This window comes from Dactylosporangium sp. NPDC049525, from assembly GCF_040676755.1.
Taxonomy (GTDB): Bacteria; Actinomycetota; Actinomycetes; order Mycobacteriales; family Micromonosporaceae; genus Dactylosporangium.
On the sequence record NZ_JBFAPO010000020.1, the window covers coordinates 35791 to 57267 of the forward strand.

The window sequence follows — 21477 nt, forward strand, 5'->3', positions numbered from 1 at the left end:
GGCCGTCATCAGGACGGTGACCCGCAGGCCAGCGCGGCGCGCCAAGCGGGCAGCGGCCGGTGCCACCGACGGACGGGTGGTGCATCCGGTCCTCGGTGTGCGGATTGCGTCGATTCGCATCGACTGGGCCGGCGTGGGTACGACGCGATCATGACTCACGCTCACCCCACGGCGACCGTCGCGCTCGGCGCGCAGCGGTTCGTCTCGCTCACCACGTTCAAGAAGGACGGCTCCGCGGTCGCCACGCCGGTGTGGGTCGCACAAAGCGGCGACGTCCTCGTCGTCACCACTCCCGCCGAGAGCTACAAGGTCAAGCGGCTGCGCCGCGATCCGCGGGTGCTGCTCGTGCCGTGCGGTCGCACCGGCAAGGTCGCCGAGGGTGAGCGGCCGGTCGAGGGCACGGCGGAGATCGTCACCGACCCCGCCGAGGTGGACCGGATGACGAGGCTCGTGCGGCGCAAGTACGGCCTGGAGTACCGCGTGACGATGCTCGTCGAACGGGTTGTCGCCCGTGGGCGCAGGCCGCGGGTGATCCTGCGGATCGCGCTGTCCGAGTAGACCGCCGTCCTCCTCGAACACGCCAAAGGCCACGCTGCCCGACGGGGCGATCCGGTTCATACCGGTGCGAGGTTTGCCCCCGGTACCGGCGGGAAGCGGCCCGCACGTGTCGTTGCGTCGCGTACCTCCGCTGGACGGGTTACGCGCCGTCGCATTGTGCGGGGTCCTGCTCGCGCACGGGATGCCGGCCTGGCTGCCCGGTGGGTTCCTGGGCGTCGACCTGTTCTTCGTGCTGTCCGGCTTCCTGATCACGGCGTTGCTGTTGCGCGAGGCCGAGCAGACCGGCGGGGTGTCGCTGCGCGGGTTCTGGGCGCGGCGGGTGCGGCGGCTGCTGCCCGCCCTCATCCTGCTGGTCGTCGCCGTTGTCCTCGCCGGTCCGTACCTGTTGCCGGAGCAGGACCCGGGCGCGTTGCGCACGGACGCGGTCGCGGCGCTCACCTACTGGGCGAACTGGCGGATGATCCTGCGCGGCGGGGACTATTTCACCGAGACGGCCGCGGCCTCGCCGCTGCAGCACACCTGGTCCCTCGCCATCGAGGAGCAGTTCTACCTGCTGTGGCCGGTGCTGATCCTGCTCGCGCTGCGGGCACGGCGGCCCCGGCGGATGATCGCCGTGGCGTGCGCCGCCGGGTTCGCCGCTTCCACCGTCGCCGCGGCCGTGCTGTATGACCCGCTGCGGCCCGGGCGGGTGTACTTCGGCAGCGACACCCGGGCGGCGGCGCTGCTCGCCGGGTGCGCGCTCGCGGCCGCGCTGCCGGTCGTGGCCCGCTACCCGGTGGCGCGGCGGGCCGCTGCGGTCGGCGGCACGGTGCTCCTTGGTGCGTTCGCGGTCCTCGCCGGCGGCGGCGACGCCTGGCTGTATCACGGTGGGTTCGCGCTGGTCGCCATAGCCGCCGCGGCCGTGCTGGGCGAGCTCGCGACCGTGCCCGGTTCGCCGGCGGCGCGGCTGCTCGGCGCCGCCCCGCTCGCCTGGATGGGGCGGATCTCCTACGGCGCGTACCTGTGGCACTGGCCGCTCTTCGCGGTCCTGGACGCCGAACGTACCGGGCTGACCGGGCCGCGGTTGTTCGCTGTGCGGGTCGCCACGACGCTTGCCGTCGCCGCGGTCAGCTTCTTCGCCGTCGAGGAGCCGCTGCGCTCACTCGGTCCACTGGCCCGGCGGACCCGCTGGGTGGCCGCGTCGACCGCGGTGGCGGCAGCGGCGGCCGTCGTCGCGATCGTCGTCGCCGGGTCCGGCCGGAGCGCCGCGCCACCGGCCCTCACGGCGGTGCCGGTGGCGCTGCCGTCGGCCGGCCCGGGGCTGTCAGCGGCACCGAGCGCGACGCCTCCGCCGGTGTCCCGTCCCGGCCGGCGGCCCGGTCCGCCACGGGTCATGGTCATCGGCGACTCCGTGTCCTGGACCCTCGGCGCGTACTGGCCGGCCGGTGCGGACGCGCAATTCGGCTTCGCCCTCAGCAACGAGGGCGTGCAGGGCTGCGGCATCGCGGTGCTGCCGGAGCTCCGGTACGGCGGTGCACCGCACACCAACTACCCCTACTGCGCCACGTGGGAGTCGCGGTGGGGCAGCTCCACCGCGGCACAGGATCCCGATGTCGTGGTTGTGCTGCTGGACCGCTGGGAGCTGATGGACCGAAAGCTCGACGGCCAGTGGACCCACGTCGGCGAACCGGCCTATGACGCCTACCTCAGCGCTCAGCTGCGGCGGGCCGTCGAGCTCACCGCCGGCCGGGGCGCCCGGGTCGTGCTGCTGACCGCGCCGTACACCCGCAGGCAGGAACGACCGGACGGCGGTCTGTGGCCCGAGGACACCCCGGCCCGCGCCGACGCGTGGAACCAGCTGCTCGCCGAGGCTGCGGCCGGGCACCCGAGCCGTCCGGTGGTGCTGGACCTCAACCGGGTGCTGTGCCCGGACGGCGCCTTCACGTGGCAGGTCGGCGGGGTGAGGGTCCGCAGCGACGGGCTGCACCTCACCCCGGACGGCGTACGGCGGGTGGTGGCGCCGTGGCTGGCCCCGCAGCTGCTGCGGCTGGCCACCACCTGAGCGCGTGCGGTGCCGGCCCGGCGTGCCGGCGCCCGATGAATTCGGCATCGTCATGGCGTGAGGTAGCAGGACTTGGCCACGCCGAACAATGGGTCGCCGCCGAATGCCGACGGGGTGCATGCGGTGCTGCCGGTGAAGGTTCGGTACACGAACACCCCGCGGGCGCCGAATGCCACGGTCTGGGTCCCGGCAAAGGTGCACGTGCCGGCTTCGGCGGCGCAGGTCGTACCGTAGCCGGGCGGGCTGCCCACTCTCGTGTAGCAGGCCTTCGCCTCGCCGCTCACGGGGTCGCCGAACGTCGCGTTGGTGCAGGACACGTTGCCGGTCGCGGTCGTGTACCGGAAGGCGCCGTACGCACCGTAGGCGACCCGCTGGCCGCTGAGCGCCGCGCACGTCGCACCCTCGGTGGCACATTGTGTCCAGCCGCTGCCGGGTGCGCCGGCCGGTGGCAGGTAACAGTTCTTGACGGCATTGGGCAGCGGATCACCGAACTGGCCGTTGGTGCACGGGGTGCTCGCCGAGCGGACCTGGTAGTTGAACGCGCCGTTGGCGCCGTACGCGACGTTGCGTCCGAAGCCGGTGAAGGCGCACGTACCGTTCTCCGCGGCGCATGCCGTGTAGCCGCTCGGCCCGCCCAGTGGGGCGACGTAGCAGGACTTCACCAGGTTCGGCGCCGGGTCGCCGAAGAACGCCGCGCTCGTGCACGCCGTGCTGGACGTCGCCGTCCGGTACGTGTAGGAACCGGCGCCGTAGGCCACCATCCGGGTCCCGCTGAACGTACACTGGCCGCCCTCGTTCGCGCATCGGGTGTACCCGTCCGGAAGTTCCGTGGGGCCGAGTGCCGGCGGCGGCGGGGGCGGCGGGTTGCCCAGGCCGGTCGCGGCGATGTCGTATGCGCCCGGCGCGACACCGGTGAGGTAGATGTACTTGTCGTCCTGGGTGGCGCCGCCGATGCCGGGACGTGGGGTGAACACTCCCCCGCTCCACACGGTCGCGCCGTTGACGGTCACGGTGACGCCGGCGCCGCCGAACTTCGGCACTCCGATGCGCCCGGTCGTGCCGCCGGGGCTGGTCAGCCGCGCGGTGTAGGTTCCCGCCGACGGGTTGCGCGACCATGACGCGTTGACCGCGCCCTGCGGCATGGTGATGCGGCCTTCGACGCTCGTCAGGTCACCCGGATGCGGCACGAACCGGTACTGTCCACTTTGGACTTCCGGGGCGATGCCGAGCACGCTGAACGTCAACGCGGACGTCGGCCCGGTGGACCAGCCGTGTGCCAGGCTCATGAACGAACCGCCGTAGGCGAGCCCGCCGTCGGTGGTGATGCCTTCCCAGAACGTGCTCTTCGTGCCGATCGGGCTGTTGAGCATGTGTCCCCAGGTGCGCCGGATCTGCGCCAGGCCGGTGTAGTCGTCGCCGGCGACGAAGTGCGCGTGGACCTCCATGGAGCCGGCGAACGGGTGGACGCCGCCCCACTCCGGGGTCACCGCGCCGAAGGCGTTCCAGCGGGTGGCGAGCTGTGCGGAGATGCTGGCGGACTTCGCGGCCGTGTCGGTCAGGCCGTACCAGACCGCGAGCGAGTTGCCGTCCTGCGGGTACAGGCCGCTCGTCGGGTTGTCGCGGTACATCCCCACGTTCGCGTCCCACAGCCGGCTGTTGGCCGCCGACTTGATGGCCGCGGCCCGGGCGGAGTAGGTCGACGCCAGCGCGGTGTCACCCTCCACTGTGGCCAGGTTCGCGCCGCCGACCAGCGCGGCGTACAGCAGGGCGTTGGCCTGGATGTTCTCGCCGCCCTGCCCGCTGCGCGCCCAGTCCTGGGTCCGGGTCACGTTGAGCAGGTTGTTCCCGTCGATCTTGTTGCTGATGAACGTCATGCCCAGCTTGTACCGGCTCCACACCGAGTCCAGCCACGCCCGGTCCGTGGAGTACGTGTAGTACATCGATGTCCCGAGCAGGGTCCACGTGTGGTACGTGTCGGAGCCGGTCAGGTTGAACGGCGGGCCGGACCACGGGATCTCGCCCGATGCGGCCTGGGCGTTGAACATCGTGCTCAGCGCGTTCCTGGTGGACACGAGGTCGTTCGTCGAGGCGTACTGCGTGGGGACCGCGACGCCAAGGTCGCCCGGCCACACGGTGCGGTCCCGTTTCGCACCGTCGACCAGGACGGTCGAGCCCACCGACACGGTCGCGCCGTTGTCCCATTCGGAGGACGGCGGCGGCCAGGCCCGGCCCTGGTTCGAGGCGATCGTGTTCAGCTGCACGGTGTAGGCGCCCGCGTACCAGATCCGGTTGAGCAGGTCGTCGTTGGAGTAGAAGTAGTTCGCGTAGGCGCTCGGGTCCGGCATCCCCGGCGCGGCGGTGAAGTTCAGCGACACCCCGCGCAGGTCGACCCAGCCCCCGGTACTGAGGAACACGGTGAGGTAGCGGAATCCGCCCCGCAGCCGCGCCGCCGGCATGGTGTAGGAACCACCCGCCGGGGCGGCGCCGTAGATGGCCCCGTCCGCGTTGCCGCCGCTGCTGGCGTCGCTGCTGGTGCCCACGTACAGCGATGACTCGCTGAACGCCAGGCCGACCCGCTGGTTCGCGTCGCTCGTCGAGCCGAACGACAACGTCACCAGTCCACCCACCTCCTTGCCGAAGTCGAGCGACAGGGCGGACCCTGCGCCGCTGATACGGGTCGCGGCGCCGGTCAGGACGTTCTGGGGATTCGCCACGGTGCCGGTGGTGCGGAAGACGGCCGTCGGGGCGACCGTGCGTGAGGTGGGTGCGTAGTTCAGCGCGGCCAGGGCGCCCGCCGGCGGGGCAGCCATCGTCGGGGACACCGGCAACTGGCCCACACCGCCGGCGACGCAGGCCAGCACCACCAGCCTCCACAGTCGCGTCCGCAACGCCTGCGTTGTCGTGCTCATGTCGCCTCCAGCTGGCGCCGGTAGAACCCGAACACCCACACGCGTACCAGGGGCTTCTGGCGGAGAAGCCCCTTGACGGGTCGGCGGCGGGATGCAATTTGAACGTTTCAATGTCTGGTTTCTTAACTGTAGAGGACCGATGAGACGACGGTCAATGGGATGCCGCGACCCTCGCCGAAGGCCGGCCCGTGGTGTGGGCGGGGCGCTGGCTTCTTAAGAAACAGTCAAGACTCTTCCCTAATCAGCAAACTTTGTTTACAAAGGAAGAGATGGACGAACGTCCATCTCACGCCGCTCAACGAACAGTCGAGGGTGGACCGCCCCATGTCCAAGAAGCGAATCCTGACACTCGTCGCGGCGGTGGGAGTCACCGTCGCCGCCGTCGCCGCCGCGCTCCTGCCGATGACCGCCTCCGAGGCCGCCGCCGCGTGCACGGCGCCGTACAACAACAGCTCGGTGTACACCGGCGGCATGCAGGTCTCCTACGGCAGCCACAACTGGACCGCCAAGTGGTGGACGCAGTACGAGGCGCCCAGCACCGGGGGCTCCGGCGTCTGGGCCGACAACGGCGGCTGCGACGGCGGCGGTGGTGGCGGCGGCGGCGGGACCACCTGCAACTACCCCAACTGGGTCGCCGGGCAGTACTACAACGTCGGCGCGATCGTGCGCTACACGAACGGGCTGTACTACCAGGCCACGCATGAGAACCCCGGCTACGACCCGACGATCAGCACGTGGTTCTGGTCGCCGTACTCCTGCTCGGGTGGCGGCACCACTCCTCCGGGTGGCGGCGGATCGGGCTTCGTCGTCAGCGAGGCACAGTTCAACCAGATGTTTCCGGGCCGGAACTCGTTCTACACCTACGCCGGGCTCACCGACGCGATGAAGAAGTACCCCGCCTTCGCGACGACCGGCAGCGACACGATCAAACGGCAGGAGGCGGCGGCGTTCCTCGCCAACGTCGGGCACGAGACCGGCGGGCTGGTGTACATCAACGAGATCAACACCGCCAACTGGCCGCATTACTGCGACTACAGCCAGCCCTACGGCTGCCCGGCCGGACAGTCCGCGTACCACGGTCGCGGCCCGATCCAGCTCAGCTGGAACTTCAACTACAAGGCGGCCGGCGACGCGCTCGGCGTCGACCTGTTGAACAACCCGGACCTCGTCGCGACCAACTCGTCGATCTCCTGGCAGACCGGCCTCTGGTACTGGATGACGGGCACCGGCAACGCCGGCACCACCTCGCACAACGCGATGGTGAACAGTCAGGGCTTCGGCGTCACCATCCGGGCGATCAACAGCATCGAGTGCAACGGGGGCAACCCAGGGCAGGTGCAGAGCCGCGTCAACCTCTACAACCAGTTCGTCGGGCTGCTGGGCGTTCCCGCCGGCGGCAACCTGACCTGCTGACCTGATCAAGCGAACCGCTGCGGGCGAGCACGCGACGCCCCGACCGTCCCCCCGACGGCCGGGGCGTCCCGCCGCGCAAAGCCCGGGCCCTACCCGATGTACCCCGTCCCAGGATCGACCTGTGCCAGGAAGGTGCGGATCGCTCCCTCATGATCGGCCATGGTTGTCGCCCGGTCGGCGGAGGACGCCGAGCTGAAGCCGTAGCCGGGGTTCGGGCCTGAGATCCAGGTGTAGTCGAACTGGCCGGGACGATCCGCTCGCGCGGCAACGTCGAACACCTCGCCGTCGACCTCGACCCGAACGGACGATTCCATGCGGTCAGGCTAGTACGACCGGAGGCCGGCTCAGGTGGTGAAACGCAGCAGCCAGTAGTGCTCCAGCTCCGTCACCTCAGCGCCCTCGCCGAACGGACGTACCGAGGCCAGCAGTTCATCGGCGGTCGGAAAGTTCTTGACCACCTCGTACGTGCGGCCGTCATGCAGGATTCGGCGCTGGAACGTGTTCCCATGCTCGTCCACATCGACGATCGGGCCGCTGCTGCCCTCGACATACCGGTTGTCGATGATCACCACAGCGGAGCCCTTCTCCAGCCGTCGGCACAGACCATCAAGAAACGTGCTGGTCTGCCCGCGCAACAGATGCGACCACCAGAATCCCACCAACGCCCCGGTGAACACCCCCGGCACCCGGTCAAGACCAAACGCATCCCCGTGCGCGAACCTCACGTTGGCCCGTGGGTAGTCCCGCGCTGCCGCCACCGCCAGGGGCGCGCTGTTCACATCCGTGGCGTACACACTGGCCGCTGCAGCCGCCACAAACTGGGTCCAGTACCCAGTGCCGGCGGCCACCTCCAACACGTCACACCCGGCCAGCAGGGCCGGCACGAGTTCCCGGAGTCGCTGCAGGTCGCTCTGCCGCTCGGGAACCTCATAGACCCTGTCGTAGTACGACGCGCGTTGCTGGTAGTAGTCGGCCATGTCGGTGCTCGCCTGCGTCACTCGCCCATCATGCCCGGCGCCGGGCACCCGCAGGGAAGCATCAGATCTCCGGGACCCGCAAGCTGTACGCTGTCGTGGACGAGCTGTATGACTCCCGTCAGCCCGATGTTGCCATCCATTTGGCGATGGCCTGGCCGATCTCGTCCGGCGAGTCTTCCTGGACGAAGTGGATCCCCGGGACCGTCACCTCGGTCTGCGCCGGCCATCCGCGGACGGTGTCGAGCAACCAGTCGCTGGCCAGGATCGCGCCGGGCTCGGCCTTCACGAACAGCTTGGGCACATCGCTGGTCGCCAGCCAGTCCGCGTAGGCGTCCGCGATCGCGGTCACGTCGGCGGGCTCACCCTCGATGGGGATCTCCCGGGGCCATGTCAGTGTCGGCCGTCGCCCCTCGCCGGGCTCGGCGAACGGCCGCCGGTACTGCGCCATCTCCTCGGCGGAAAGGTTGCGCAGGACGGCTTGCGGCAGCACCTGCTCGACGAAGACGTTGTCCCGCAGGACCATCTCCTCGCCGGCCTCGGAGCGCAGCGCCCGCAGGAGCGAGCGCATTCCCATCGTGTCCCAGTGGTCCCAGGCCTGCGACCGCACGATCGCCTCCATGTACGCGATGCCCTGCACGGCCTCGCGGTGGCGGTTGGCCCAGTCGAAGCCGAGCGCCGAGCCCCAGTCGTGCAGGACGAGGGTGACCCGCTCGCGCACCTCCAGCGCCTCGAGCAGGGCGTCGAGGTAGCGGCGGTGCTCGACGAAGCGATACGAGCCGGGGCCGGCGTCCGGCAGCTTGCCGGAGTCGCCCATGCCGACCAGGTCGGGAGCGATGCAGCGGCCCCGCGATTGCAGGTGCGGCAGCACGTTGCGCCAGAGGTACGACGAGGTGGGATTGCCGTGCAGCAGCACGATGGGGTCGCCCTCGCCGACCTCCACGTACGCCATCTCGACGCCGAGAACCTGCCGGCGCTGCTTCTGGTACGGAAACGCCGCAGAGACCATGTCCTCTCCCCCTTGGAGTAGCCGAACATCGTCGCTGCCCGCGTCGTTGACCTTTACGCCTCACCGGCGAAGATCAACACGTCGCCAGGGCGATGACCAGTTGCGCTGGCGAAGCCGGCGGGTCGCGGTAGCCGCCCGAGGGGTGGTACCGCGACCCGCCGGCATGTGGCAGCTACCGCCACTGCGCGGTGGACCATTCGTCGCTGGACCAGGTGCGGCCGGACCAGGCGCCGGCCGACCAGGTGCGGCCGGACCAGGTGCGACCGGACCAGGCCGGGTCGGTCCAGGTGGTGTTGCTGCTCCAGGCGCTGGCCGTCCACGTCGTGCCGGCCCAGGTCTTCGACGCCCACGAGGTGCCGGACCAGTCGTCGCCGGCGATGCGGAAGCCCATCCAGGTGCCGCCGGACCACGAGGTCTGCGCCGCGGACTTCGGCGCCCACTGTGCTGAGGCGACCGGCCCCCACACGGTACGTTCGCCGGTCAGCGGAATGTTGTCGAGCACGACATGGCTGGTGCCGCGGGCCGCCTCGAGGCTTCCGGTGCCGCTCGAGGTGCTCCAGGTCGGCTTCTGGACGGTGGTGGCCAGGCGCGCGAGCGCCCCGTTGACGTTGAGCTCCAGCAGGCCCATCGTGCCGGCCTTGCCGGTGGGCAGGAACGTGCCGCCCTTGATCAGCCAGTCCTTGACCTGTTCGGGGGACGCGGTGGGTTTGGCCTGGAAGACCAGGGCGGCGGCGGCCGAGACGACCGCGGTGGCCTGCGAGGTGCCGCTGCCCTTGAACAGGGTGGTGCCGACCCGGGCCGTCGGATACGTGTTGTCGATGTTGGAGCCGGGATCGCGCAGCGACGCGATCGACGTGCCGGGGGCCAGCACGTCGACCTGGTTGCCGCCGTTGGACAGGTTCGTGAACGTGGCCAGGGTGTCGTCGGCGGTGGCAACCGTTCCGTTGGTGGCCGTCGCGCCGACGGCGAGGAGCCACTCGTCGGTGGCCGGGTTGGTGAGCTTGCCGGCGGTGTTGCCGTCGTTGCCGGCCGCGGCAACGACCAGGATGCCGGCCTGCCAAGCCTTCTCGGCCGCGAACTGCAGCGGGTCGGTCCAGTTCGGCGGGTTCCCGCCGGAGCCGTACGACAGGTTGATCACTCTGATCGGGTTCGCGGGATCGTCATTGCGGTGCTTCACCACCCAGTCGATCGCGGCGATCATCTGCGACACGTCGACGGCGCCGCTCGACGTCCCGATCTTGACCGAGGTCAGCTTGGCGCCCGGGGCGACACCCTTCGCGCCGGAGTCCTTGTCGTCGCCGACGATGATGCCGGCCAGATGGGTGCCGTGACCGAAGGTGTCCAGGTAGCGCAGACTCGGCGCCTGCGACTCGAACGACAGGTCCGGGCCGTTGACGACGCTCGTTGCCGGCAGGCCCGGCACCGGCGCGACGCCGGTGTCGATGAGCGCGATCCCGACCCCCTTGCCGGTCAGCGCCTTGGCGGCACCGCTGTCGGCGCCGATGATGGTGCGTACCGCGGCCAGCGACGTCTCCGGCGACCCGCTGGTGGTGGTGCTGGCCCACGCGCTGCTCAGCCCCGGATGGTGCGGGCCGGTCGGCTGCGACGCCACCGAGACGGCCAGCACCGCCGGCAGCGCCAAGGCGACCGCAGCCCCTGCGGTGCGGCGGCGCCGGCTCGGGTCCATCCGTGTACGGCTCACCGTGTTCTCCTCTGTTGCGATCCACGCCAGGTGTTCCGGCTCCAACGATCGCTGCCGGCTTCCGGGATGTCACCGGCGTTCGCAGAGGTCGGACCGACCGCCGGACACGGTGCGCCCGGTCGCCGTACGCCGGTTCGGCCGATCTGCGCGGAATCCCTTCAGCGGCGCACGGCGCTGCCGATAGACCCGGGTTGGGGTGACGCGGGCACGACCGAGGCCGGCAGGCCGGTCCTCGTTCGTGCCCGTACGATCACCGTTGGGGTGGTTACGCCGGTACGAGCTGCCACTGCTGGTTCGTCCCGTTGTTCCCCGTCCATTGCACGACACTGGCACCGTCGTTGGTGGCCTGGCCGTAGACGTCGGCGACCAGTCCGCTGGCCACGCTGACGATCGTGAAGTAGCCGTCTGCGGTCGAACGCAGGTTCCACTGCTGGTTGATGCCGCTGTTGGCGGACCACTGCTGCAGCTGCAGGCCCTCCGTGGTGCTGCCGCCGTTGACGTCGAGCACCTTGCCGGTCGGCACGTACCGCAGGGTGTAGGCGCCGCCGGCGGCGGTGAGGACGGTCCACGCGCCGGCGCCGGTCTGCTGCACCACGCCGGCACCGTCGGCACCGGAGTTGCCGGCCACGGCGAGGGGCTTGCCGCTGTTGCGGTTGACGATGCGGTAGTTCGCGCCGGCCACCACCCCTGTGGTGATCTCGAACCGGTCGATGGTGGCCCAGTTGTGGCTCGCCCCCGCACGTTGAGTGCCGGTGACGCGTACCCGGACCGTGTGCGTTGCGGACGTCAACCGGGGGCTGGTCCACACGCTGACGTCTCCCGCGCGGGTCGCGGAGTACTCGTCGACGAGGGTTTCCGCGCCGCCGTCCACCGACACCGCGACAATGCCATGGCCGGCGTCGGTGACCGCGTGCAGCGTCACGCCGGTGCCGGAGAACGACAGCGTGGCGGTGCTGCCGGCCACGTCCGAGTACGTGTTGGTGCCGGAGTACGGACCCGACTCGCCGCTCGCCCGTGACCAGGTGCCGGTGTAGGTGATCCGCGGATCGGCGTCGTCCACGTTCGAGCCGGTGTTCGATCCGGTCCCGCCGAGGGTGAAGTACTCGACGGTGTCGGTGAACACGGTGGCGCCGTTCTTGGTGGTGGACAAGGTCAGGTACACGCGGCTGCCGGTTCCCGGCGTGGTGAACGAGACCGGTTGGGTGACCCGGGATCCGAGCGGGATGGTGAGCGTGCTGCTGCCCGACGCGACCACCGTGCCGTCCGGCTGGTTGAGCCGTGCGGTCCAGACGAGGCCGACGGAGGGGTTCGTGAAGTCGTCGTTGAACACGGTGATGTTCCGGGTCACCGGGGCGTTGTAGCCGTAGTTGTCCACGGCCTGCGGCAGCGGGAACGTGCCGTTGGCGTCGGAGATCCCGGACGCCGACCAGTACGGCAGGTCGATCGCGGCGATCGGGTGGAACCCGGCCTGGATGCGCTGGAGCTGCGGGTTGCTCCACGGGTCGGGCAGGTTGTCCGCGCCGTAGATCGGGCGGCCGCCCTCCTCGGGGACGAAGTCGGTGGTGCGCACGCCGGGCACGAACCCGGCCCAGCCGGACAGCAGCGTGTAGGGGCGCAGGTCGCTGGCGTCCTTGCCGCGCTTGGCCGCCGTGAGGGTGGCGAACCACTCGAAGCCCTGCTTGGTGTTGCACTTGGGCCAGATGTACTCAGTCTCCCCGTCGGGCCGGCCGGGGGTGGACGTCACCTGATCGTTGTAGGCGCCGAGACCGCCGTTGTAGTGCGGGAACACGGCGAAGTTGGACTGCTGCATGTTCGGGTACTGCGTCGGTGACATGCCGTCGACAATGATCGGCCGGGTGCCGTCGTTGCCGTGCATCGCCGCGTACAGATCCTGCTCGAACTGCTGGGAGTCGGGGCCACCGCAACAGCCGGGCTCGTTGCTCTGGCTCCAGCGGATGACCGCGGGGTGGTTGCGGTCGCGCAGGGTCAGCGCCCGGGCGTGGTTGACCATGTTGTCGTGCCCGGCGACGAAGTCCTGCAGGTTGCTGGAGCCGCGGATCGCGGTCTCGTCGATGAGCATCAGGCCCATCTCGTCGGCGACGTCGAGCATGTACGGGCTGGCCGGCTCCTGATGGATGCGGACCACGTTGTAGTTGAGCCGCTGGTAGTTGTCCACCGCCTGCGGCCAGCCGCCGTTGCCCGCCGACGGCGGCAGGAACCCGGGCAGCGTGTCGAAGGCGTCGCCGACGCCGCCGTTGTTGATCCGGTCGTAGTCCGCGCCCTGCAGGTTGTCGCCGCGGACGTTCACCCGCACGCCGTTGAGGGAGTAGTACTCACCGTTCTGTGTGCTCTCCCGGAACCCGAACCGGTACAGGGCGTCGCTGGTGCGCCCGTCGTCGGTTGTGGCGTGCACGGCCAGGCGGTGCAACTGGGCGCGGTACCCCTGCCGGTACGGCACGTTCGGCCACCAGTACGACGCGGTGCCGAGGTTCCAGGCGACCGGGCCGACGGTGACCTTCGCCGTCGAGCGCGCCGCGACGGACACGGTCCGGGTCGGCAGCCCCGGGTAGGCGAACGATCCGCCGCCGTCCGAGGACAGCGCACCCGTCAACGTCACCGAGCGGGCACTGGCCGAGGTGTTGGTCACCGACACGTCGTAGGAGAGGCTCTGGTTCGCCACGGACGTGCGGACGAAGGTGTCGCTGACGTACACCGCCGGGTAGACGCGTAGGAACGCGGAGCGGTAGATGCCCTGCGGCACCGCCTCCGACCACTCGGCGGCGTCCGGCACCAGGTACTTGCCGTTCGCCGGGTTCTTCAACGCGTTGCGGCCCTTCACGTCCACCGAGATGGTGTGCGTCGTGCCGGGTGCGGCGAACGCGGAGATGTCGAAGTTCGACGGGGTGAACGCGGTCGTCTGCGTCGCCACCACCCGCCCGTCCACCGACAGCGTCGCCTGGTGGTTCACCGCGCCGAACTCGATCCACGTCGACTGCGGCTGCCCCGAGTTCGGCACCGTGATGCTCCGCGAGTACACCGCCTGCGCCACGTCGGTGAAACCCTGCTTGTACCAGCCACCGCCCGGCACTGCGATCGACGTGGCGGCCCGGCCCTGCGGCGTGAAGGACCACTGGCCGGCGAGGTCCACCGAGGCGATCGCCGCGTTCCCGGCGGTGAAGCCGTCCACAATAGGCACCGCCGCGGTGGCGGCGTGCTGCGTTCCAAGGACCACGACGGCGGCTCCGGCGGTGAGCGTGGCGACGACGGCTGATCGGCTGGCGGCGCGCCAGCGGCTCGCCGGAGGACGGTGTTGCTGCATTGGGCGGCAGACGTCGCGAAGCAGGTGCGGCGACGGAGGAGCCATGGTGGACACTCCCGGGGATCGACGGGTCACGGGCGAATCGGTCCGCTCGTGGGGCGGGACGCGCCAGCCGGCTGCCGATTCACGGCGGGCGCATCCCGGGTACACAGGAACTGGATGACGGGGCCGGCCGCGGGATCGCGAAGAGGGTGTTCGGATCGTCCGGTCAGCCGGTGCATACACGGCCGCCGTGCCGCGTGATCGTGAACAACCCGTGCCGGCCACTGACCGATCCGGAGTTGCCTGCGTCGATGTTAGCGCTCTCAAAGGCTACGTCAAGCGTCCCGCGTGAGAATCCTCAGCGGGGGTGCCTACGCGGTCTCGGCCCGTCGTTGGCGCAGCAGTTCGGCCGCGATCGAGTAGGGCGGTGCCGCCGCGTCGGAGCGGGCGGCGTGCTCGACGATCGCGTCCCGGATGAACGTGGCACCGGCGGGCCGGGGGTACGCGGCGTAGACCTGCCGCAGCCGCTCGGCGTCGATGCCGGCGCCGCGGCCGGCGTCCATGAAGACTCCTCTGTGCGTCAGAGACGTCAGCAGCCCCCGGCGGTCGGCGATGCCCACGACCGAGTGCAGGGCGATCGCCTCCCAGACCCGGTCGACGTCCGTGGCCGAGACGCCGTGCCCGGTCAGCACCGACGCGGCCAGGTCCGCGCCCTCCACCTCGAAGCGGGCCTTGCTCGTCCCCAGCGGGCCCAGGGCCAGGTCGTGCAGCACGCAGGCGGCGAACAGCAGGTCCTCGTCGTAGGCCGCGTCGCGCACGGAGCCTTCCTGCTCGGCGACCAGGCGGGCGAACAGGAAGCTGCGGATGCTGTGGTCGGCGATCTCGGTGCTGACCGACTGCCGCACCAGCGCGAGGCTCGCGTCGGCCAACGGCCCGGTGGGCAGGGCGAGTGTGTCGTTCATGCCCAAACCGTAGGAGCGGGCCGGACCGCCGAACAGTGGCCCGAGTGCCATCCGCCGCTATGATCGGGCCATGACGACGGTGGCGGGCCGGCATCGGGTCGCGGTCCTTGTCCTGCCCGGCGTGCCGGCGCTGGAGTTCGGGATCGCGACGCAGACCTTCGGCGCGGACCCGCACTACGACGTGGTGATCTGCGCGGACGGCGGGCCCGGGCTCGTGCCGAGCGCCGGTTTCACCGTCACCGCCACCGCCGGCCTGGACGCGCTGATCGGCGCCGACACCGTGATCGTCCCGGGCTACCACGACATTGACGCTCCGCCGTCGGCCGAGGTCCTGGACGCGCTGCGCACGGCGCACGGCGCGGGCGCCCGAATGGTCTCCATCTGCGTCGGAGTGTTCGCCCTCGCCGCTGCCGGCCTGCTCGACGGGCGCCCCGCGACCACGCACTGGCAGTACGCCGAGCAGCTCCGCCGGCGGCACCCGAAGGTCGAGGTCGTCCTGAACCGGATGTATGTCGACGACGGCGACATCCTCAGCTCCGCCGGCGTGACCGCGGGGCTCGACCTCTGCCTGCACCTGATCCGCCGCGACCAGGGCCCCGCCGCGGCCAACACCCGCGCCCGCGCCCTCGTCGCCCCGCCGCGGCGCACCGGTGGGCAGGCGCAGTTCATCGAACGGCTCCGCCCCGAGGCCACCGGAGACGACCTCGCCCCGCTGCGCAGCTGGATGCTCGACAACCTCGCCGACGAGCTCACCATCGACGCGATCGCCACGCACGCCCACATGTCCCGGCGGACCCTCATCCGCCGGTTCCGCCAGGAGACCGGCACCTCACCGATGGCCTGGCTCGCCGACGCACGGATCGACCGGGCCCGCGAGCTGCTGGAGACGACCACCATGCCGGTGGAGCACATCGGTCGCCTCACCGGACTGGGCGCGCCTTCCTCCGTGCGGGCCGCGTTCCACCGGCGTATCGGCACCTCACCCCAGGAATACCGGGCGCTCTTCCGACACAGCGCCACGACCACGCACCCCTGACGGCGCCTCCGACCCCGTCCGACCCCGCCCGCCCGCCGGAGCGAGCCGCGGGCGCGACGGTTGCGCAGGAACTTGCGGGCTCGCTGCATGAAGTAGCTCTTGACTCGTCAGCTTGGAGCGTGTTGTCTGCAAATACTTGCGTACGCCGCTACGTCCGCAGGTTTCAGGAGGGACTCCCCATGGCACGATCCTCGATGCGTGCGCTGCGCCGGGCGGTGGGGCCGCTGGCCGTTGCCGGCCTGGTCGCCGCGATGCTCACCACCGCCACGTCCGCGCCGGCCGCCACCGGCACAGCGGGGGCGACGACGCCGTTCACCAGCTACGAGGCCGAATCCGGGACACCGGGCGGCGGCGCGACGACGCTGTCACTGACGGCGGCACCGACGACGCAGTACTCCAGCCCGGCCCTGGAAGCGTCCGGGCACGCATACGTGCACCTGGCCGCCACCGGCCAGCGGGTGCAGTGGACGAACACCACCGGCCACCCGATCAGCGCGATCGTGGTGCGCGCGAGCATCCCCGACGCGCCGGGCGGCGGCGGGATCACCGCCTCACTGAACCTGTACGTCGACGGCGCCTACCGCCAGGCGCTGAGCCTGACCTCGAAGCAGTCGTGGGTGTACGAGGGCAACAACCACTACAACGACAGCGCCGACCAGAACCCGGCCGACGGCAACCCGCGGGTGTTCTTCGACGAGGCCCGCGCCTTCGTCACCGGCACGCCGATCGCGGCCGGGGCGACGTTCGCGCTGCAGCGTGACGCGGCCAACACCGCCGCCTACTACGACATCGACGTCGTCGACGTGGAGAACCCGCCCGGGCCGCTCGCCCAGCCGGCCGGCTCCATCTCCATCACGTCCTGCGGCGCGGCCGACAACCCGGCCGTGGACAGCACCGGACCGATCCAGACCTGCATCAACCAGGCCCAGACGCAGGGCCGCACCCTGTGGATCCCCGCCGGGACGTTCTACCTCAAGGGCACCAGCGGGCTGCACGCCACCGGAATCACCATCGCGGCGGCCGGCGTCTGGTACAGCACCATCTACCGGGCGGTGCCGCTGCCGAACCCGACTCCCCTCGGCGCCGTCTTCGACCTGACGTCGTGCACGGTGAAGAACTTCCACATCGACTCCAACGCCACCAGCCGGGCCACCGTAGACGGTGCCGGCGGGGCGATGGACACCACCGGCACCAACTGGGTCGCCGACGACATCTGGACCCAGCACACGCTGTCGGGCTTCTGGGCCTCCGGCACCGGCGGCACCGTGCGCAACAGCCGGCTGACCACCATCTGGGCCGACGGCATCAACCTCAACAACGTGTCGCTGAACAACTCGGTCGGCAACAACCTGAGCGCGACGAACAACTTCGTGCGCGGCACCGGCGACGACGGCATGGCCATCAACTCGGTCAACTACAACACCGACGGCAACGGCAACCGGACGTACTACACCGCGATGGCGAACATCTCCTTCACCCACAACACGGTCGTCGCGCCGTGGGGTGGCAAGGGCATCGGCATCTACGGCGGCAGCGGGCACGACGTGGAGTTCAACGCGATCAGCGACACCGCCCGGTACATCGGGCTCGGCGCCGGCCGCTTCGGCGTCAACGGCAGCGACCTGCTCGGCGCCACGGTGTCGAACAACGTGGTGGCCCGTTCCGGCGGCAACGGCTACAGCCAGGGCCAGCCGGCGCTGCACGTCGGCAACGGCGGCGACGGGCAGAACGTCGGCGTCGTCGACCGGGTGACCGTGTCCGGCAACACCGTCGTCAACTCGCTCTACGACGGCGTCGGGTTCTCCACGTCGACGAACACGACGCTGCAGAACAACACCGTCACCTCGCCGGGGCGCAACGGCATCGTCGTCGCTCCCCCGTTCTACCCGGCGCCGTCCGGCTCGGCGGCCATCACCGGCAACACGGTCACCGGCCTGAAGTCCGGAACCAGCGCGTACCTCAACAACTCCGCCGGTTTCGCGGCGACCCTGAGCGGCAACAGCTGGCAGGGCGGAACCGGCCCGGTCGAGGCCCCGTTCGGCGGCACCGCGGCCGCGATCCCGGGCACGGTGCAGGCCGAGAACTACGACACCGGCGGCCCGGGCCTGGCGTACAGCGTCAGCTCGGTCAACGGCTCCGGCAACGGCTACCGCGCCGACGGCGTCGACCTGGAGTCCACATCGGACACCGGCGGCGGCTACAACCTCGGCTGGACCAGCGGCGGGCAGTGGTTCCGGTACACGGTGAACGTCGCCACCGCCGGGCAGTACACGCTCTCGGCCCGCGTCGCCGCGCCGAGCGCCGTCACCGGCGCCCTGCACCTGGCCAACGCGTCCGGCGCCAACCTCACCGGCCCGGTGACCATCCCGGCGACCGGCGGCTGGCAGACCTGGGCCACGGCCACCGCGACGCTTACGCTCCCGGCCGGGCAGCAGGTGCTGACCCTCGTGCAGGACACCGGCGGCTGGAACCTCAACAGCCTCCAGTTCACCCAGGGCGGCGGCACGCCGACGCCGCAGAACCTGGCCGCCGGGCGGCCCACCACGGAGTCGTCGCACACGCAGGCGTACAGCTCCGCGAACCTGACCGACGGCAACCAGGGCACCTACTGGGAGAGCGCGAACAACGCGTTCCCGCAGTGGGTGCAGGTCGACCTCGGCTCGGCCCGCTCGGTGACGAAGGTCGTGCTGCAGCTGCCGCCGGCCTGGGGCGCCCGCAACCAGACCCTGACGCTGCAGGCGTCCGGCGACGGTGCGTCGTTCACGACGGTGGTGGCGTCGAACGCCTACCCGTTCTCCCCGTCGGCGAACAACACCGTGACGCTCACGTTCCCCGCGGCGACGCAGCGGTTCTGGCGGGTGACGGTCACGGCGAACACCGGCTGGCCGGCCGGGCAGCTCTCCGAGTTCCAGGTCTGGAACCTGTGACCCGGCGGGCCGGCCGCTAACCGGTCAGGACGGACAGATCGAGGCTGCGCCACGTCGGGTCAGGCCGACGCTCAGCGGACCACGCTGCTGGGCGCCGACCTGACCGACGTGGCGTTATGGTCGAGGGGTGTCCAACCTGACGCGGATCCTGATCTACCTGCTCGCCGTGGTGATCGTCGCTGCGCTCGCGCTCAAGATCCGGCGGATGTCGAAGGTGCAGGGCTACCGGTTCGGGCGCGACGTCATCGTGCGGTGCCGTGATGGGCACCTGTTCATGACGACGTGGATCCCGGCGGTGTCGTTCAAGGCGATCCGGCTCGGCCTGCTGCGCTTCCAGTACTGCCCCGTGGGCGGTCACTTCACCGCCGTGCGGCTGATGCGCGACGAGGACCTCACGCTCGCCGAGCGCCGGGAGGCCGGCCGCCACCACGACAACGGCGTCCCGTAGCCGGCACCGGCGGCGTCGCGAGCGTTCAGGCAGGGCGGGGGCGGAGTCCGTCGCAGGCGATTTCGATCATGCGGAGTTGCGCGGCGCCGCCGTCGTCGTCACGGGCGATGCAGCCGGCGATGAGGGCCTTGATGTCCGCGGTGTCGACGTCGCCGCGGACCGCTCCGGCCTGCTGCGCCCGGCTGAGCAGGCCCGTCATGGCGGCGCCGAAGTCGCGGATGGCTGTCGACGCCGCGGTCTGGAGATCGAAGCCGGCACCGGTGAGGGCGTCACCGACGGCGTGATCGGCCGCGCCCTGCCGCACCAGGAACGCGAAGAAGGTGAAGAAGGCCGTTGCCGGGGCCTCCCGGGCGGCGATGTCCTCGGCGCTGCGGACGAGGTGTTCGATCCGGTGCAGTGCGACCGCCCGGAAGAGCGCCTCCTTGGTGGGAAAGTGCCGGGTGACGGTGCCGGTGCTCACGCCGGCCCGGCGGGCGATCTCGCGGATCGAAACCGCGGCACCGTGCGCGGCGAAGGCGGCAAAGGCCTCTTCCAGGACCCGCGCCTGATTGCGCCGGCCGTCGGCGCGCTGGGGCCTGGCCTTCGCGGGGCTGGTGGTCTGGTCCGGTGATGGCATCGCTGCGATCGTAGGCCGTTGCGTGCCGACCGCAGCGATGACCCACTCAGCCTTGGAGTGGCATGGAGCCGCTGATCTCGTACCGGATGACCTCCACGCTGCGCACGTCCGGCATCGGCGGCGCGGTCTGCGCGGTGCCGGCCAGGTGTGCGTTGAGGTGGGCCTCGGACTCCCAGCGCTCGTAGATGTTGACCCTGCTGGGCTCGATCGGGTCGGCCGCCACCACGTAGTCCAGGCATCCCGGGGCGGTTCGAGCCTGGCGGAGCGACGGGGTGAGGCTCTCCAGGAGTGCCTCGCGGTGGTCGGGGTCGACGTGGCCGGTTCCGGCGACGATCAGCATGACGGGCCTCCTGGGGTTGACGTCCGGGGCTACCGGAGGCACTGTAGCAGCTAACCGGCACACGTGTACCGGATAAGTCCATCGTCGATATGTCGGGGAGTTTCCTTGCGCTTGGCCATTTTCGGCGGGACCGGCCGCGCCGGCCGTGTCGTTGTCGAGCACGCCCTGCAACACGGCCACGAGGTCAACGCGCTCACCCGCGACCCGGCTCGGATCCCTGCGCACGCACGGCTCCGCGTCGTCGGCGGCGACGTGCGCGACCCCGCGGCGGTGGCCACGACCCTCCACGGCGCCGACGCGGTCATCAGCACGTTGGGCAGGCAACGCCGAGGCCCCGACGTGTGCACCGAGGGCATCCGTACGGTGCTGTCCACCGCGGCCGGCGACGGCCCCCGCCGCCTGGTCATCCTGAGCAACTACGGCGTCGCCGACAGCCGCCACCGCAGCGCCTATGTCGCCATATCGTGGCTGCTCGAGCGGGCCGTGCTCCGAGACAAGGAACAGATGGAAGCCCTCGTCCGAGACAGCGACACCTCGTGGACCGTGGTCCGCGCACCGGTCCTCACCAACGGACCCCGCACCGGCAGCTACCGCACCGGAACCGACCTGCGGCTTTCCTTCACCGCCAAGGTGTCCCGCGCCGACCTCGCGGAGTTCATGCTCACCGAACTCCGCGAGAACGCCTACCCGCACCAGGCCGTCGTCATCACCTCGTGAACGCTGCCGCCGCCATCTCTCCGAGCATGGTTTGGCGACAGGAAATCGTTTCCGGCAGGCGAACGGGCAGCCCTATGCTGCATGGTCGAACACCATCGCCGCCACGCTCTGACATCGAGGAGTTGCCGATGCCGCACGTGACGCTCTACGCGCTCGAAGAAGAGCTCACCGGGCGTGAACCCGGCCTCATCGGGGAACTGACCGACGCCGTCGTGTCCGTGTATGGCGAGTGGGCCCGACGTTCGGTGGACGTCAGGCTGATCGGCATTCCCGCCGGACGATGGGCCCGCGGCGGGGCGACGGTGACCACGGCCGCGCCCTCGATCACCTTCGGCATGCGCGAGGAAGTGTTCGCACGTGACGACGCGGCCAGCATCGTGGCGCAACTCGTCGCCGCGTTCACCGACGCCGTCACCGCCGTGTTCGGCGCCGAATGTCGCGACGACGTCCTCGTCGAACTCGTCGGCCAACCCACGTCACGGTCCGGGCTCGGCGGAAAGGTCATCAGCGCCGGCGACTAGCGC

Annotated in this window: 17 protein-coding genes; 8 read left to right on the forward strand and 9 right to left on the reverse strand. The window is 70.6% G+C overall.

All coding sequences use genetic code 11. The annotated features are described in order from the left end of the window. The first annotated feature begins 150 nt into the window (after positions 1 to 150). Together AB0K00_RS26975 and AB0K00_RS26980 are read left to right on the forward strand one after the other, a co-directional pair. Positions 151 to 558, forward strand: coding sequence for a PPOX class F420-dependent oxidoreductase (locus AB0K00_RS26975; protein ID WP_363525138.1), 408 nt, complete (start codon positions 151 to 153; stop codon positions 556 to 558). 106 nt (positions 559 to 664) lie between these two features. After that, positions 665 to 2599 carry an acyltransferase family protein gene (locus tag AB0K00_RS26980; protein WP_363525141.1) on the forward strand — a complete coding sequence of 645 codons (1935 nt, stop codon included), beginning with the start codon at positions 665 to 667 and terminating at the stop codon, positions 2597 to 2599. Positions 2600 to 2649: 50 nt separating this feature from the next. Here the strand turns inward: AB0K00_RS26980 and AB0K00_RS26985 are convergent, their stop codons facing one another. Further along, positions 2650 to 5508 (reverse strand): hypothetical protein, encoded by a 2859-nt coding sequence (locus AB0K00_RS26985; protein ID WP_363525143.1) that lies wholly within the window; start codon positions 5506 to 5508, stop codon positions 2650 to 2652. Positions 5509 to 5832: 324 nt separating this feature from the next. Between AB0K00_RS26985 and AB0K00_RS26990 the strand changes: the two genes are divergently transcribed. Further along, entirely contained in the window at positions 5833 to 6921 is a 1089-nt protein-coding gene (locus AB0K00_RS26990) for a glycoside hydrolase family 19 protein (RefSeq protein WP_363525146.1), read from the forward strand. 89 nt (positions 6922 to 7010) lie between these two features. On the opposite strand, the gene AB0K00_RS26995 is transcribed toward AB0K00_RS26990, so the two are convergent. The 6 genes from AB0K00_RS26995 to AB0K00_RS27020 all read right to left on the reverse strand — a co-directional run bounded on the left by AB0K00_RS26995 (position 7011) and on the right by AB0K00_RS27020 (position 14869). Next, positions 7011 to 7235 carry a hypothetical protein gene (locus tag AB0K00_RS26995; RefSeq protein WP_363525149.1) on the reverse strand — a complete coding sequence of 75 codons (225 nt, stop codon included), beginning with the start codon at positions 7233 to 7235 and terminating at the stop codon, positions 7011 to 7013. 30 nt (positions 7236 to 7265) lie between these two features. Next, positions 7266 to 7919 (reverse strand): class I SAM-dependent methyltransferase, encoded by a 654-nt coding sequence (locus AB0K00_RS27000; protein WP_363525152.1) that lies wholly within the window; start codon positions 7917 to 7919, stop codon positions 7266 to 7268. A gap of 97 nt (positions 7920 to 8016) precedes the next feature. Continuing rightward, positions 8017 to 8904 carry a haloalkane dehalogenase gene (locus AB0K00_RS27005; RefSeq protein ID WP_363525155.1) on the reverse strand — a complete coding sequence of 296 codons (888 nt, stop codon included), beginning with the start codon at positions 8902 to 8904 and terminating at the stop codon, positions 8017 to 8019. A 172-nt stretch (positions 8905 to 9076) separates the two neighbouring features. Further along, on the reverse strand, positions 9077 to 10606 hold the full coding sequence (locus AB0K00_RS27010) for a S8 family serine peptidase (RefSeq protein ID WP_363525157.1): 1530 nt from the start codon (positions 10604 to 10606) through the stop codon (positions 9077 to 9079). A 265-nt stretch (positions 10607 to 10871) separates the two neighbouring features. Further along, positions 10872 to 13925 carry an RICIN domain-containing protein gene (locus AB0K00_RS27015; protein ID WP_363525160.1) on the reverse strand — a complete coding sequence of 1018 codons (3054 nt, stop codon included), beginning with the start codon at positions 13923 to 13925 and terminating at the stop codon, positions 10872 to 10874. Between the two features lie 353 nt (positions 13926 to 14278). Further along, entirely contained in the window at positions 14279 to 14869 is a 591-nt protein-coding gene (locus AB0K00_RS27020) for an HD domain-containing protein (protein WP_363525163.1), read from the reverse strand. A 70-nt stretch (positions 14870 to 14939) separates the two neighbouring features. Here AB0K00_RS27020 and AB0K00_RS27025 point away from each other — a divergent pair, with 70 nt between their 5' ends. The 3 genes from AB0K00_RS27025 (at position 14940) to AB0K00_RS27035 (ending at position 19280) form a co-directional block, all read left to right on the forward strand. Continuing rightward, positions 14940 to 15905 carry a helix-turn-helix domain-containing protein gene (locus tag AB0K00_RS27025; RefSeq protein WP_363525166.1) on the forward strand — a complete coding sequence of 322 codons (966 nt, stop codon included), beginning with the start codon at positions 14940 to 14942 and terminating at the stop codon, positions 15903 to 15905. 179 nt (positions 15906 to 16084) lie between these two features. Then, positions 16085 to 18832 (forward strand): carbohydrate-binding protein, encoded by a 2748-nt coding sequence (locus tag AB0K00_RS27030; protein WP_363525169.1) that lies wholly within the window; start codon positions 16085 to 16087, stop codon positions 18830 to 18832. Between the two features lie 127 nt (positions 18833 to 18959). Continuing rightward, on the forward strand, positions 18960 to 19280 hold the full coding sequence (locus AB0K00_RS27035) for a hypothetical protein (RefSeq protein WP_363525172.1): 321 nt from the start codon (positions 18960 to 18962) through the stop codon (positions 19278 to 19280). A gap of 25 nt (positions 19281 to 19305) precedes the next feature. Here AB0K00_RS27035 and AB0K00_RS27040 read toward each other — a convergent pair whose 3' ends face one another. Together AB0K00_RS27040 and AB0K00_RS27045 are read right to left on the reverse strand one after the other, a co-directional pair. Further along, the gene (locus tag AB0K00_RS27040; RefSeq protein ID WP_363525175.1) at positions 19306 to 19896 is read right to left on the reverse strand and encodes a helix-turn-helix domain-containing protein; all 591 of its coding nucleotides are present in this window, start codon (positions 19894 to 19896) and stop codon (positions 19306 to 19308) included. 46 nt (positions 19897 to 19942) lie between these two features. Further along, positions 19943 to 20236 (reverse strand): antibiotic biosynthesis monooxygenase family protein, encoded by a 294-nt coding sequence (locus AB0K00_RS27045; protein ID WP_363525178.1) that lies wholly within the window; start codon positions 20234 to 20236, stop codon positions 19943 to 19945. Between the two features lie 105 nt (positions 20237 to 20341). On the opposite strand from AB0K00_RS27045, the gene AB0K00_RS27050 reads away from it, so the two are divergent. Beyond that, entirely contained in the window at positions 20342 to 20953 is a 612-nt protein-coding gene (locus tag AB0K00_RS27050; protein WP_363525181.1) for an NAD(P)H-binding protein, read from the forward strand. Next, positions 20950 to 21474, forward strand: a complete 525-nt coding sequence (locus AB0K00_RS27055) for a hypothetical protein (RefSeq protein WP_363525184.1) — start codon at positions 20950 to 20952, stop codon at positions 21472 to 21474. The genes AB0K00_RS27050 and AB0K00_RS27055 overlap by 4 nt, the downstream gene beginning before the upstream one ends. Positions 21475 to 21477: the final 3 nt, after the last annotated feature.

What these genes read in the sequence shown, in the direction of transcription:
- AB0K00_RS26975 (WP_363525138.1), top strand. Translation starts at nt 151, where the DNA reads ATGACTCACGCTCACCCCACGGCGACCGTCGCGCTCGGCGCGCAGCGG.
- AB0K00_RS26985 (WP_363525143.1), bottom strand. Translation starts at nt 5,508, where the DNA reads ATGAGCACGACAACGCAGGCGTTGCGGACGCGACTGTGGAGGCTGGTG.
- AB0K00_RS26990 (WP_363525146.1), top strand. Translation starts at nt 5,833, where the DNA reads ATGTCCAAGAAGCGAATCCTGACACTCGTCGCGGCGGTGGGAGTCACC.
- AB0K00_RS26995 (WP_363525149.1), bottom strand. Translation starts at nt 7,235, where the DNA reads ATGGAATCGTCCGTTCGGGTCGAGGTCGACGGCGAGGTGTTCGACGTT.
- AB0K00_RS27005 (WP_363525155.1), bottom strand. Translation starts at nt 8,904, where the DNA reads ATGGTCTCTGCGGCGTTTCCGTACCAGAAGCAGCGCCGGCAGGTTCTC.
- AB0K00_RS27015 (WP_363525160.1), bottom strand. Translation starts at nt 13,925, where the DNA reads ATGCAGCAACACCGTCCTCCGGCGAGCCGCTGGCGCGCCGCCAGCCGA.
- AB0K00_RS27020 (WP_363525163.1), bottom strand. Translation starts at nt 14,869, where the DNA reads ATGAACGACACACTCGCCCTGCCCACCGGGCCGTTGGCCGACGCGAGC.
- AB0K00_RS27025 (WP_363525166.1), top strand. Translation starts at nt 14,940, where the DNA reads ATGACGACGGTGGCGGGCCGGCATCGGGTCGCGGTCCTTGTCCTGCCC.
- AB0K00_RS27030 (WP_363525169.1), top strand. Translation starts at nt 16,085, where the DNA reads ATGGCACGATCCTCGATGCGTGCGCTGCGCCGGGCGGTGGGGCCGCTG.
- AB0K00_RS27040 (WP_363525175.1), bottom strand. Translation starts at nt 19,896, where the DNA reads ATGCCATCACCGGACCAGACCACCAGCCCCGCGAAGGCCAGGCCCCAG.
- AB0K00_RS27045 (WP_363525178.1), bottom strand. Translation starts at nt 20,236, where the DNA reads ATGCTGATCGTCGCCGGAACCGGCCACGTCGACCCCGACCACCGCGAG.